General features: G+C 35.6%; 11 protein-coding genes. 4 read left to right on the forward strand and 7 right to left on the reverse strand.

Annotated features, from left to right (window positions below; all coding sequences use genetic code 11):
• Positions 1–22: 22 nt before the first annotated feature.
• From JHL15_RS08120 to JHL15_RS08135, 4 genes are all read right to left on the reverse strand, one after another.
• Positions 23–1675 (reverse strand): RagB/SusD family nutrient uptake outer membrane protein, encoded by a 1653-nt coding sequence (locus JHL15_RS08120; protein WP_200244884.1) that lies wholly within the window; start codon positions 1673–1675, stop codon positions 23–25.
• A gap of 13 nt (positions 1676–1688) precedes the next feature.
• Positions 1689–4436: a SusC/RagA family TonB-linked outer membrane protein gene (locus tag JHL15_RS08125; RefSeq protein ID WP_200244887.1), complete on the reverse strand. Its 2748-nt coding sequence runs from the start codon at positions 4434–4436 to the stop codon at positions 1689–1691.
• Positions 4437–4628: 192 nt separating this feature from the next.
• Complete coding sequence (locus JHL15_RS08130; RefSeq protein ID WP_234047715.1) at positions 4629–5336, reverse strand: ZIP family metal transporter; 708 nt, start codon at positions 5334–5336, stop codon at positions 4629–4631.
• Positions 5333–6061 carry a class I SAM-dependent methyltransferase gene (locus tag JHL15_RS08135; RefSeq protein ID WP_200244889.1) on the reverse strand — a complete coding sequence of 243 codons (729 nt, stop codon included), beginning with the start codon at positions 6059–6061 and terminating at the stop codon, positions 5333–5335. The genes JHL15_RS08130 and JHL15_RS08135 overlap by 4 nt, the downstream gene beginning before the upstream one ends.
• A 135-nt stretch (positions 6062–6196) precedes the next feature.
• On the opposite strand from JHL15_RS08135, the gene JHL15_RS08140 reads away from it, so the two are divergent.
• The 3 genes from JHL15_RS08140 (at position 6197) to JHL15_RS08150 (ending at position 9505) form a co-directional block, all read left to right on the forward strand.
• A complete protein-coding gene (locus JHL15_RS08140; protein ID WP_200244891.1) occupies positions 6197–7360 on the forward strand; it encodes a THUMP domain-containing class I SAM-dependent RNA methyltransferase in 1164 nt (387 codons plus the stop codon).
• Positions 7361–7428: 68 nt separating this feature from the next.
• Complete coding sequence (locus tag JHL15_RS08145) at positions 7429–7827, forward strand: branched-chain amino acid ABC transporter substrate-binding protein (RefSeq protein WP_200244893.1); 399 nt, start codon at positions 7429–7431, stop codon at positions 7825–7827.
• A gap of 247 nt (positions 7828–8074) precedes the next feature.
• Positions 8075–9505 (forward strand): endo-beta-N-acetylglucosaminidase H, encoded by a 1431-nt coding sequence (locus tag JHL15_RS08150; protein ID WP_200244898.1) that lies wholly within the window; start codon positions 8075–8077, stop codon positions 9503–9505.
• A gap of 73 nt (positions 9506–9578) precedes the next feature.
• On the opposite strand, the gene JHL15_RS08155 is transcribed toward JHL15_RS08150, so the two are convergent.
• Complete coding sequence (locus tag JHL15_RS08155; protein ID WP_200244899.1) at positions 9579–10385, reverse strand: helix-turn-helix domain-containing protein; 807 nt, start codon at positions 10383–10385, stop codon at positions 9579–9581.
• 42 nt (positions 10386–10427) lie between these two features.
• Positions 10428–11438 carry an SDR family NAD(P)-dependent oxidoreductase gene (locus tag JHL15_RS08160; protein WP_200244901.1) on the reverse strand — a complete coding sequence of 337 codons (1011 nt, stop codon included), beginning with the start codon at positions 11436–11438 and terminating at the stop codon, positions 10428–10430.
• Positions 11439–11633: 195 nt separating this feature from the next.
• Between JHL15_RS08160 and JHL15_RS08165 the strand changes: the two genes are divergently transcribed.
• Positions 11634–12665, forward strand: a complete 1032-nt coding sequence (locus tag JHL15_RS08165; RefSeq protein ID WP_200244902.1) for a glycosyltransferase — start codon at positions 11634–11636, stop codon at positions 12663–12665.
• Between the two features lie 40 nt (positions 12666–12705).
• Here the strand turns inward: JHL15_RS08165 and JHL15_RS08170 are convergent, their stop codons facing one another.
• The gene (locus JHL15_RS08170) at positions 12706–13932 is read right to left on the reverse strand and encodes an aminotransferase class I/II-fold pyridoxal phosphate-dependent enzyme (protein WP_200244904.1); all 1227 of its coding nucleotides are present in this window, start codon (positions 13930–13932) and stop codon (positions 12706–12708) included.
• Positions 13933–13975: the final 43 nt, after the last annotated feature.

Genomic DNA, 13975 nt, shown 5'->3' on the forward strand with positions numbered 1-13975 from the left:
TTCGGAGCTTTATTTATTATAATCAGTCTGGATTTTGAACCAGATTAGGCTGAATTTGTATCTGTTGTTCAGGAATATATTCTATTATTCTGTTGTTTGTATAAGGTACAGTATAGAATGGATTGTTTCCGCTCAGATGGGTACCTGGATACTCTCTGTTAAGGGTTAGTTTATTTCTGAAAATATCATACTTTCTTTGCGCTTCAAAAGCCAGCTCAAGTCTTCTTTCTTCAAGAGTCGTATCTAAAAGAGTTTGTCCGGCAGGAACAGAGGTGTATGCCGGAATTCCAGCTCTTACTCTGATCGTATTAATATCTGCCAGTGCAGAAGCTGTATTTCCTTTTTTTGCAAATGCTTCAGCTCTGTTAAGGTATATTTCTGCTAGCCTTAAAATAACCGGAGACCACAATTGGGGAACACCTTCCTGCAAAGAACATTTTAAGATATAAAATTTAGGATATCCATTTCTTTTATCCATATCATTTCCTAAATTGACATAGGTTTTACTACCTCCTGAATTAATGAAGTAATAATTGGTTTTATTAGGGAGTACTTCAGAGAATACCTGATAATTGATATTATTCATTGTAAAATAGGTGTTGCTACCTTGCTGAAATGTTTTCTGAAAGCTATAATTATAAGTTACTCCTCCTGAAGCATTCGTGCCTTGCTGTACCCAATAAGCGACCGGTGTAGCAGGAGTGATGTATTTTGGAGAAATAAATTTCAATCTTGCATCCTGTGGATTTTTATTAATGAGATCCAGATACGAAGAAGATGCATACATTTCGCCCCAACCTACATTTTGAATAGTTGCATACATGGATCCTATGGTATACCAACCATCACTATAATCACCGTCTCTGTTATATTTGAATGCAAAGATGGTTTCTTTATTTGTTTCAGGGGTCTTGGTTGCATAAGAAGGTAGTTCAGCATTAGACAAGAGAGAATACTTCCCTGAATTGATCACCTTATCAGCATATTCGATTGCTTTATCATTATTTTCCATGTACAGATATACTCTGGACAGTAGTGCCTGGGCTGCTTCTTTAGAGGCATATGTATTGTTTTTATCAAGGGTCATCAGCTGTTCGGCCTTTTTAAGGTCACTTACGACCTGATCATATATGGCACCAACTGTTGCCCGACCAGGTAGTTCGTTCACGTCATCAGAAGTCTTTAATGGTACTCCAAGATTTGCTGTTCCCTGACTGTAAGGTTTTCCAAATACATTTACCAGTGAGAAGTATACATAAGCCCTAAGGAAATAATTTTCACCAATCAGTTGATCGGTATTGGCGTCTTTTCCTTCAGAGATTTTTGAAATCACCCGATTACAGCCGATAATTGCTTTGTACCCCGCATTCCAGATCGTATTGGATCGGCCATTATTTTTAATGCTTCGGTAATTATAATAGTAGAAAAACTGATCAGTTGTGGTTCCGCTGATATCGATATTATCACCTCCATATTCACCAATTCTGTAAAGGTTATTGAAAAAACCACCTCCGTCTGCATCTCCTTTTAAAAGAGCATAGTTTCCAAGCGTAATGGTTTGTAATCCTGTGGGATCTGTTAATATTTCGTCAGATTCTTTGGAGTTGTATGGAGATCGGTCTATGTCGCATGCAGTCAGGGTTAATGCTGCTAATACTAAAAATATTTTTTTCATGATTTTTTACAATTTAAAATGAGAAGTTAATACCTAAAGAAAATCTTCTTGGGATGGGATATATTGCTCCAGCGGTGCCAGAGTATGTGGTTTGACTATCTGCCGGCCCTACTTCCGGATCTACTCCTGAGAATTTAGTGATGGTAAATAAGTTTTCCCCCATAATGTAAATACTTGCTGAGGTTACTTTGATCTTTTCTGTCAGTGATACCGGGAAATTATAACCTAACCTCACTGATCTTAGCTTCAGGTAGCTCGCATCTTCCAGGTAGCGTGAAGAAGGTTTGTTGGTCAGGGTATTGTTATTGAAAATGGCTACCGGATGGGTTGCAATATCACCAGGTTTTTCCCATCTGTTCCAGCCATCTTTTAATGCCATTTGATTATAGTAAGGATAAGCTCCATCGGAATCAAATAATTCCCTGTATGAATTATAAATCAGCCCTCCTTGTGAGAAATAGACATTCGCATTAAGGTAGAAACTCTTTACCGTGAGATTGGTACTTACAGATCCATAATAATCTGGTGTAGCTGCACCAACGATCTGTAGGGTAGCCTGATTGTAATTGGAGGTCAGGCTTTTGCTTCCATCAGCATTGACTACTTCCCATTGTCCGGCACCATTGTCTGGATTTACACCCATCCATTTTCTCATATAAAATGAAGTAACATCATTTCCGGCAATCGCCGCCCGGTTATTAGATAAAAGCTGTGTACTATTATTTCTCGTCGAAAGAACCCTGTTTTTATAGGTGCTGATATTAAACCCGAAATCCCAATTAACATTATCTGATTTCAGGATCGCATAATTGAAACTAAATTCCCAGCCCTTGTTCCGAACATCTCCAACATTCAAATATTGTTGGTCAACCCCCGTTAATGAAGGAAGAGTAACCAGCATTAATAAGTTTTTAGTTTTATTATTAAAATAATCAATATTCAGACTTAATCTGTTGTTGAATGCTCTGATGTCCGTACCAATATTATTCTGATAGATCGACTCCCATGTTAAATTCGGATTCCCTAACTGGTTCCAGGTTGCACCAATTTGCCCATTATAAGTTTGTGTCAAACTATATAGATCCTGCCATCCATAATTTGGGCTTGGGGTATTTCCTACAAGGCCTCTGCTGGCTCTTAACTTCCATTCATTAATCTGTTTTACATGGAAGAATTTTTCCTTTTGAATGTTCCAACCTATACTATAAGAATAAAATAATCCATTTCTTTGACTGGCTCCGAATGCAGAAGAAGATTCACTTCTTAATGATCCCTGAACGAAATATTTTTTATCATAAACATATTCAGCGTTGAACAGGAAAGCATTGTAGGCTCTGTCATACTTAGTTCCCGATGGCTTCCTTCCTGTTGTGGCCCCGGTGTCAAAGATGTCTGTTCCGGGAACTACACCATAAACACCTGCTTTTGATAATTTGTAGTACCTGTCGGTATATTCATAGGCTGCTAAAGCATTTACATTGTGGATGCCAAAGTCTTTATCAAATTTCAACATCTGATTAAAAAACTTGCTTATATCCTTAAGATAAGATTCTGTTAATTCACCTTTATTACTTACTCCAGGTATAGATCTGGGATCTACATATTTCATATCATCAAAATTTTTATAAGTGACATTATTAGTAGTGACAAACTTCAGGTAATCCGTAAATTTAATTTCTGCATCTAGATTCCCAATCAAATCCAACTGATTGCTTTTACCGTAATTCCATTGCAAATCATATAAATAATTATTGAAATCCCTTCCATACCATGTTCCTTTATAAGCTTCATCCAGTCTGATTAATTCTCCATTGCTGTCTCTGGGATTATCCCATGGCATGTTGAGATACATTTGATAGAGTGAGCCTTGTCTGTCTTTTCCAGTCGTATATGATAAGCTTACTTTTGGCTTTAAGGTTAGCCAGGATTGTACTTTTTGTTCATGGTTGATTCTAAATGATAATCTATTGAAATCATAACTTTTTACGGTTCCGGTTTCATTATAGTAATTTCCTGAAATGTAGGTTTTGGAAGTCTGGGAGCCTCCTCTGAAGTCTATCGTATAGTTTTGTACTGCACCCGTTTGCGTTCCATTTTTCAGCCAGTCGTAACCTTTGTTTCTAACTTCTCCGGGTAATGCTGGTGCATTTTTGAGTGAGGTGAAGTAGTCATAGAGCTGGATTCCATCCATGAGCTTAAAGCGCCCATTATTAAAAGTGTTAAAAGAATTGTTCATGGAAACACTTAATGTTCCCTTTCCGGAAGTACCGGACTTTGTAAATACCTGAACAATACCATTTGCTCCTCTGGATCCATAGAGTGCCGTGGAGGTAGCATCTTTTAGGATATTAATACTTTCTATCTGGTTGGGATCCAAATTCGGGGTCCCGGTCATCATAACTCCATCTACGACCCATAAAGCCTGGCTGGGACCATTGATAGTAGAAGTTCCTCTTATTTTTACAGTGGCCGAAGATCCCGGGGCACCACCTCCTAAGCTAACCTGAGCTCCGGATGCTTTTCCTTGTAGAAGACTTGATACATCTGAAGTGTTCGCGTCTTTTAATTTCTTGTCAGAGATAATTGAAACTGCTGCTGTAAGGCTGGATCTTTTCTGTGTTTTGTATCCAACGACGACAACGTCTTCAATGCTATGTTCTCGTAAAGAATCTGTCTTGTTCTGGGTTTGAGCCGATAGTAATCCGGACAATAAGAAAAAGAAGACCCCCGTCTTCTTGAGATTTTTTGTTTTAAAGGTCATACATGTGATTTCTGGTATGCCGAATATACAAAAAATTGTCAACTAGATCTCTGATAAGTGATAAATTGTGTTAATTCATTAAGTTAAATTTAAATTATAGTGGTGAAATAAGTATTAATTGCAATTAATAAGTGTTTTTTTTGCAGATGTAAAAATTGTAATTTACGCTATATGTTGCTTATAATAAGGGCTTTAATGCGAGTGTGAAAGATGCATAAGAAGTGCCAGAGAAACTCCTACACAAACCAATCCTATTTTAGTCCAGTCAATATTATGATTTTTATTGCTTTCAAAAATAATTACCGAAGAGATATGGAGGAAAATACCACCTACGACAGCCAGGAAGTAAGGTTGGAGATCAGGATTAAAATAGTTACCCAGGAGCATTCCCATTGGTGAAGCGAGCGCAAACAATGCGATGATCATGTAGGTAGGATAGGGTGACCTGCTCTGACCTTCCTTTCTGTTGAATAAGAACGCTCCCAAAATAAAGGAAATAGGAATATTATGAAAAACAATTCCTAAAAGGTAAGGTGATAAAACCTCCTTTTCATTAGCCAAAGGGATTCCTTCTATAAAAGCATGCACAAATAAGCCTACCATGAGGGCAACAGGTAGAATATTATGGTCACTGTGATGATGGAAATGACCGTGTTCGAAACCTTTGGTTAAAGCCTCTAAAATCATTTGCAGCAGAACTCCAAAGATGACAAAAATACCTATCACACTGCTTTTCTCTGAAGTATAAACCTGTGGGAAAACCTCATTCAAACAAATGGTGATCAAAAAACCTGCACTTAGAATCAAAAGATTCTTTGCTAGCTTTTCTTTTTTACCAAAATGCTTTCCAAGGAATACCCCTGCAATTACACTTAAAATCAGTAGAAGAACTATGATCATGCTTTTTTCTTAAATAAATTGATACAACGAGGTGAATCTTCTTTTTTAAAATCGTTCAACTGATAATCACCCCATATTTTTATTCTTTCAAAACCACATTCCAAAGCGTATGAGTTGATCTCTTCCAATGTATGAAGTTTTACTTTTTCAAAGAAATGATAAGGTTTGCCTTTTGATTCAAAGCGGATATCCTTGATAATATGTCTTCCTTCGATCTTTTTACGAATTTTAAAATCGATATCTCCACGATTAATAATAGATTCAGGAACGATCTTGTTTCTTACATATTCCTCGTTAAGATAGTCCAATACAAAATAACCTCCAGGCTTTAGAACAGAATAAACAGATTGAAAAACCTTTTTGTCATCACTTTCCCGGTCGAAATATCCAAAACTCGTAAACAAATTGAAAACAGCGTCCATAGGATCAGCATCAATAGGATTTCGCATATCGTGAACATTAAAGATAAGAGTCTGATTTTCAAATTGCTTGTCAAACTCTATACTTTGTCTTGATAAATCGAGCCCTAAAACGTCATATCCTAATTTATTAAGGAACACTGAATGTCTTCCCTTTCCACAAGCTAAGTCGATAATTTTAGATGAAGGAGGTAGCTGAAGACTAGCAGTAAGCTCTGTAATGAAGTTTTCTGCTTCCGTATAATCTCTATTGCTATAAAGTAAATGATAATAAGGGGTATCAAACCAAGATTCAAACCATTCCATAATGCAAAAATAACTAAATTTGTGCGGTAAAAGGAAAAGTATTTTAATATTGAGAGATTGAAAAATTCAATTGATTCAGATATTGAGCAGCTAATCTTTTAGTTTTTAAATTATTAAATCTTTCAATGACTATTTATGGATACAGAAAATATAAAAATTCAGATAAAAACCTTCTTTGGGCTGGAGCAAGTTTTAGCAGAGGAAATTAAGAAATTAGGAGGTAGAAATGTTGAGGTGAAAAACCGTGCAGTAAATTGTGAAGGAGATCTGGGTTTTCTTTATAAAATCAATTATTCAGCAAGAACAGCGTTGAAAATTTTGGTGCCGGTTTTTGAGTTCAAAGCTTTTAATCAACACCAATTCTATGATAAGCTTTTTAAGATGGAATGGGAACAGTTTATGGATGTGGATCAGTCATTTGCAATCGATTCCACTGTAAACTCTGAAACATTTAAGCATTCGCAATTTGTTACGCTTAAAATGAAAGATGCTATTGTAGATTACTTTCAGGAAAAATTCAAAAGACGTCCTAATGTAGAACCTAAAAATCCAGACATTAAATTCCATCTGCATATCGATAGGGAACTGGTGACCATTTCTTTAGATTCTTCCGGTGATCCTTTATTTAAGAGAGGATATAGAAAAGAACAAGGTGAAGCACCGATCAATGAAGTATTAGCCAGTGGAATGCTTCAGCTTGCAGGTTGGGATGGGAAAGGGAATTTTCTTGACCCGATGTGTGGTTCGGGAACTCTTTTAATAGAAGCTGCAATGATTGCTCTGGATCTTCCTGCTCAGATTTTCAGAAGGAGATTTGCATTCCAGAACTGGAATAATTATGATGCTGATTTATTCACAAAGATCAAAGAATTCAGAGTTAACAGAGTACGAGAGTTTCATGGAAAGATCATAGGTTACGATATTGATGGAAAAATGCTGAATGCTGCCAGTGTAAATATTGAAGCTGCTGAAATGGAAGATATCATCGAAGTTAAGAGACAAAACTTTTTTGAATCTAAAAAGGAACTTTTCCCATTACTCATGGTCTTTAACCCTCCGTATGATGAAAGAATCTCGATTAATGATGATGATTTTTATAAGAAAATAGGAGACACCTTCAAAACACATTATCCGAATACTTTGGCTTGGCTGATCTCTTCAGATCTGGAAGCTGTAAAGAAAATAGGACTTCGCCCATCGAGAAAAATTAAGTTATTCAATGGTAAATTGGAAACAAGATTTTTGCAGTACGAAATGTATGAGGGAACGAAAAAAGTTCATAAACTTGAAAATCAATAAATATGATATAAAGCCTTCCAATCTGGAAGGCTTTTTGCTTTCTGATGGTCAGATTAAAATATGCATGAATGTCCTGGAATATTTTTGAAATTATAGATGTTACTCTTGATGCGTTGGATTTGTTGGGTGGCTCATCTACACCTAATTGGAAAAGAGATCAAAGGCCTAAGAAAAGAAAAAAATCAACATATAATGTAGAATGGATGAGTGTTGGTATGGCTTTTATAAGTGCCGTTATCCTATTTTCTATTCTTAAAGAGCCTCTACCTGTACAATATCCTGTTCAAACAATGGTTATTGCCGCGTTAATTGGGATTTCTATATCGGCAGTGGGATTTATTGGACTCTATTTTGTGGAATTATTTTATTTCAGGAATATATTTTCTATGATCTTTTTCTGCTCTTCCGTAATCTTTTTTTCAACATCATTACTATTATGGTTGTATTTTAAGTCTGGTTTGTTCTAATGAAGGATTAACAGCATAATTTTATTTTATGTTTTTGTTAAATTTTAAGGTATTTTATTGTACGTCTGCTTATTTGAAATAACATGATCATTTTTATGATTTTTTTAATGTCATTGTTGTTTTGTTTTATTGTTAATTAATGATTTTAAATTTCGTTGATAAAATAGTAGGTGATTTTGATAATTTATTATTAATTAATTGTTAAGGTTTGTTTTAGATTCGTAATAAACAGTTAAATACTTTTATTATGAAAAAAATTAGTGTACAATCTCTACTTATCCTATTGATAGGTGTTTTCAGTGTAATCTCGTGTAATTCCGACCGCTTGGAGGAATCAGGTGCTCCTCAAGGAGAGTCCTTATCGAATAAAGGCAATCAAACCTCAAAGGTTGCAGCTTTTGGGAAAAATCCACTTTCTATCATGTATGTAGAAGTAAACAGCAATGATATTAGAGAGGTAGGGAAATACAAACTGGCAGATGGAAGGCAGCTTTTTGATGTTGCTATTATTTTTGCTGCAAACATCAACTACAATACTTCTACTCAAAAAGCATATTTATCTTTTAACACTCAGGTTACAAATGTTCTTACTAATAAAGATACCTACATAAAACCTCTACAGGATAAAGGGATCAAAGTAATGCTGTCCATCCTTGGAAATCATCAGGGAGCCGGATTTGCTAATTTTCCAAACCAGGCAGCTGCTCAGGCTTTTGCTCAGGAATTGGCTGATGCAGTAAATACCTATGGCCTGGATGGAATTGACTTTGATGATGAATATGCAAATTATGGTGCAAATGGAACAGGACAGGCTAATCAGTATTCATTTGTTTATCTCGTGACAGCATTGAGAGATTTACTTCCTAATAAGATTATTTCTTTTTACAATATTGGTCCTTCTGCAAGTAATCTTTCTTACAATGGTGTGACAGTTGGGTCAAAAGTTGATTATGCCTGGAATCCATATTACAGTACTTATTCTGCTCCTAATATTCCAGGGTTGGATAATGCCCATAAAGGTGCAGCAGCTGTAAATGTAAATCCTTCTACTTCAAGTTTTACAAGCAGTTCTACAGTGAATAATTATGCGCAGAGAACTAAAGATGATGGATATGGTGTTTTCTTATATTATGATTTAGGAGCGACCAATATAGCCTCTTATTTTTCCGGAGCTACTAATATACTGTATGGACAAAACACGACTTATGGAGATGGGACAACAACGCCAACTACCGGAATTACCTCAGGTGCGACTTATCAGTTGGTTTCCGGGACTAACGGAACAAGTATGCTGGATGTTTTGAATGCTGGTACGACAGATGGTACCAAGGTTCAGCTATGGGGATCTAATGGTAACACTGCACAAAAATGGAAAATTACCGATGTAGGAGGAGGGTATTATAAACTTCAGCCTTTAAATGCTCCTACGAAATCTTTAGATGTATCCAATTCAGGCACTACAAATGGAACACAAGTTCAGATTTATACTGATAATGGGACTAATGCTCAGAAATGGAAAATAACATCTGTAGGAAACGATTATTATACATTGTCGCCTGCTCATGCTTCAGGTTTTAATCTTGATGTAAATAATGGTTCTGCGACTAATGGGACAAAAATTCAGATTTGGACAGCTAATACAGGGAATGCCCAAAAATGGAAATTGGTAAAACTATAATTTTTAGTAATAATTTGTAATAATTAATTGTAAGGGCAAATTTCAAATTGAAATTTGCCCTTTTTTGTTTCTTTTATCTGATCATAGATGGTGCATAACCATATTGTTTTTTAAAAGCATATGAAAAATGTGATAAATCTTCAAAGCCTACTTCCATGAAGATATCGGAGGGTTTCTTATTCTTTTCGGTAAGATGATAAAAAGCCAGTTCCAACCGTTTCTGTGTAAGCCAGCGTTGAGGGGTTTCCTGATAGGTTTTCCTGAAATCCCGATTGAATGTTGATAGGCTTCTGCCTGTGAGATACCCAAATCTTTCTAACGGCATATTGAACATATAATTCTTCTCCATAAAGTCAACCAGATTGATCTTTCCAGGTTCTTCAAAATCAGCTAAAACACGATCAATATCCGGATTTATTTCTCTTAGAATACTGATTGATTCCATGATTTTTAGTGAAGCAATATTTTCCGGAAAAGGCTGTGTCATTTCAAAATAAGGGATTAAAGAAGCCAGGCAGCTTTCCAATAAAGGATGATTACTAAAGCTAAAAATCTCAGGATCCTTTCGTATTATGGTTTGTTCTGTATCAATATGAGAATAGAATTCTTTCAGGCGCTCCGTGGTAAGATGCATGACCACGGCTTTATGTGGACGTCCATCCTTTGGATAATTTATGATCGTGGCTAACTGATTTCTGGGTATAAGAAAGATATCTCCCGACGTAAAATGGTAAGAACGATCCGCCTGAATTATTTTCGTTTCACCGGATATAAACCATACCAACATATGAAACTCAAAAACAGTTTCAGTCTTGAAGAGCTTGTCATCATAGGTAGAAAGTTTGATATCCGGTGTAATATATTTGATATGAAAATCCATGATTTTTAGTTTTCAATAACAAAATTATTCATTTATAATTCATTATTCAACATTGAAATGAATTCCTGTCATTTCTTCGCTTAGTTTCCATAAACGTTCTGCATTTCCTTTATCCAGAGAATAATATTGTACACCTCGTATGGTTGAAGGCTGATCAAATCTGTGCTCAATTTGGCCATTATCAATTTCTGCAATGTCACAATTTTCACAATATACACCTCCGATAGTATCTAACAACGGACTTGTTGCACACCAAACAGTAGTTGCCGCTCCCTGTGGGATTGTTTTTAAGCTTGCTTCTACTTCGGGTTTTATGTTTCCGTCAGCATCATGCGTTCCCAATTGTTTAAAAAGTTCAATAGGCTCTTCTCTGCCAAGATCCGTTCCGTAAACAGACCCGGGGTGTAAAGAATAGGCTCTTACATTAAATGCTTTAGCTTTTGCATCCAATTCAACGGCAAAAAGATTACTTGCAGTCTTTGATTGTCCATATCCTAATAACGTCTGGTACTCACGGTTTTCAAAATTCGGATCATCGAAATCAAACGGTGCCATCTGATGTCCATAAGATGAAACATTGATAACTCTTGCTCCATTGGCTTTTTTGAGTGCGGGCCATAATCTTGCAGTTAACTGAAACTGTCCTAGATAATTGGTTGCTAATTGCGATTCAATTCCTCGGCTATCTCTTCGTAAAGGAACCCACATAATGCCCGCATTATTGATCAGCAAATCTAGTTTTCTATCTGAAGAAAGAAATTTCTTTGCAAATGAATCTATAGAAATCGGATCTATCAGATCGAGTTGTTCGATTTCAATATTTTGGATACCAGATAAGTTCCTTGTTGCTTTTTCAATATCTCTTGCTGGAACAATTACTTGTGCTCCGGCTGAAACCAATGTTTTGGTGGTTTCTAAACCTATTCCGGCATAACCGCCTGTAATAATCACTGTCTTTCCTGTAAGATCAATTCCTTTGATCACATCCGTAGTAGTAGATTGTGCATTAAAACCTGAATGGATAGGATTCTGTAAATTTTTGTCTTGTATCATTTTTTTTATCTTTAATTGTAAGACAAAGGTATGGGGTGTAATGAATTTTCATTTTGTTTAAAATGTCAATTTACTTTGTTTAAAATTTCATTCTTTTTAAAGATTAAAAGAATTTTGCTATATATCTGCCTGGATATACTATTAGGTGTTAATTTCGGTGAATACCTGTTAAACTGTTTGTATGTTCTTTTATGAATGGTTAATTTTGACAAATTTTCAATTTTGAAACCTACAATCTCCATCGTCATCGCTATATTTAATCGAAAAGATGAACTTTTCGAATTACTGAATTCCTTAACACAACAAACGGATAGGGAGTTTGAAATTATTATCGTGGATGATGGTTCTTTAATTGATCTTAAACCAACCATAAAAAACTTCGAAGAAATATTATTGATCAAATATTTCAGGAAAGATAATTCAGGACCGGGTTTATCAAGAAATTATGGAGCTCAAAGAGCTGAAAACGAATGGCTGGTTTTTGTAGACAGTGATGTAATTGTAGAAAAAGATTATATCGAAAATATTAAGAAAGATATTTTGCTGATCCCTTGTGATGCATTTGGCGGTGCAGACAAAGCCCATAAAGGATTTAATCTTATGCAAAAAGCCATTTCCTATTCTATGACTTCGGTTTTTACAACCGGAGGTATCCGTGGAAATAAAAAAGCAGTTTCGAAATTTCAACCTCGTAGTTTTAATATGGGGGTCAAAAAAGAGGTCTTTGATAAAGTAGGAGGTTTTTCCGAGATGAGAATCGGTGAGGATCCGGATTTATCGATGACACTCTGGGAGAATGGCTATACAACAGCTTTTTTTGACAGCATTGCAGTATATCATAAGCGTAGAGTGGATTTTGGAAAATTTTCCAAACAGGTATTTCAGTTTGGTTGTGCGAGACCAATTCTTAATCAGAGGCACCCTAACTATGTGAAGCTTTCTTTTGCTTTTCCAAGTCTGTTTTTATTGGGATATATCCTGGGCTTCATTGAGTATTTTATACTTGGAAGAGGAATCATTCTTGCTTTATATGGTTTATATACATTTCTTGTTTTCTTTCATGCTTTGTGGGTAACCAAAAATATAAGTATAGCAGGGATGGCGGTTATTTCTACTTATGTTCAGATGTTTTCCTATGGATATGGATTTTTAAAATCCTGGATCTTACTGAATGTTTTTAGGATGAAACCGGAAGATGCATTTCCAAAACATTACCATAAAAAATAAATGCTGTTGAAATTTCAACAGCACTTATTACAATGATAGATTAGTATATGGATGTGTTTTCATAGTGGAGAACGCCTGTTTTTACCATGCATTCTTTCATTTTTTGGTAGGTTCTTTCTATATCATGATCCAGACCTATTGAGAATCTGATCAAACCATCAGAAATTCCCATTGCCATACGCTCTTCTTCAGGAATTTCAGATGAGGTTGAGCTTCCTGAACATGAGAATAATGTTTTATAAAAGCCCAGACTTACTGCCAGATATCCTAAATTTTCTTGTTGCATCAGCTCCATTAGTTCATTGGCTTTGTCAGTTGTGCCTGCATCCAAAGTCATTAATCCTCCAAAACCATATTCTTCATGCATCATGCTCTTCATCAGTTCATGGTTTTTATGAGAAGGTAATCCCGGATAAGAAACCTTTAAACCATCGTGCTCGAATCTTTCTGCAAGATATTGGGCATTGTAACTATGTTGCTTCATACGGATGTGAAGTGTTCTGAGGTTTTTTAAAATGCTTGCGGAACGGAAGCTGTCCATTGTCGGGCCCAGTAGCATACATGCTCCATTATTTACATTTTTCGTGTCATTGATAAATTCCTGTGAACCACAATAAACACCACCTACAGTATCACTGCTTCCATTAATGAATTTCGTTAAACTATGAATCACGATATCAGCTCCCAATAAAGTAGGGGAGATGGAAAGTGGAGAGAAGGTATTGTCAACAATCAGTTTTAGATTGTGTTTTTTGCAGATTTCAGACAGTTTTCTTAGATCAGCGACTTCAAGAAGCGGATTGCTTACACTTTCACAATAGATAACTTTTGTGTTAGGTTTTATAGCATTTTCAATAGCTTCAATATTGTTGATATCTAAGAATGTTGTGTCAATATTAAAAGGAGGAAGGAAGTTTTTAAGAAACGCATAAGTTCCACCATAAATTGTTCTGCTGGAAATGATATGATCACCACTTTTACAAATCTGTAATAGAACAGAAGTAATTGCTCCCATTCCTGAAGCGGTAACATTAGCTGCTTCTGTGTTTTCTAATTTTGCTAAAGCCTGTGCTAGATACAAATTCATTGGAGATGAATGTCTTGAATACAAATAGCATCCTTCTGCATTTCCTTCGAAGGTATCAAACATCGTTTTAGCGGAAAGAAAAGTATAGGTTGAACTATCAGAAATTGAAGGATTTACTCCGCCAAATTCTCCGAAATATTGCAAATCCTGTATCTCATTTGCTGCGTTAAAATCTTCCATTGTTTTTGTTTTTAAATTTGAGTTATTTTAAGTTTTATTACAA

This window comes from Chryseobacterium paridis (assembly GCF_016595215.1).
Lineage (GTDB): Bacteria > Bacteroidota > Bacteroidia > Flavobacteriales > Weeksellaceae > Chryseobacterium > Chryseobacterium paridis.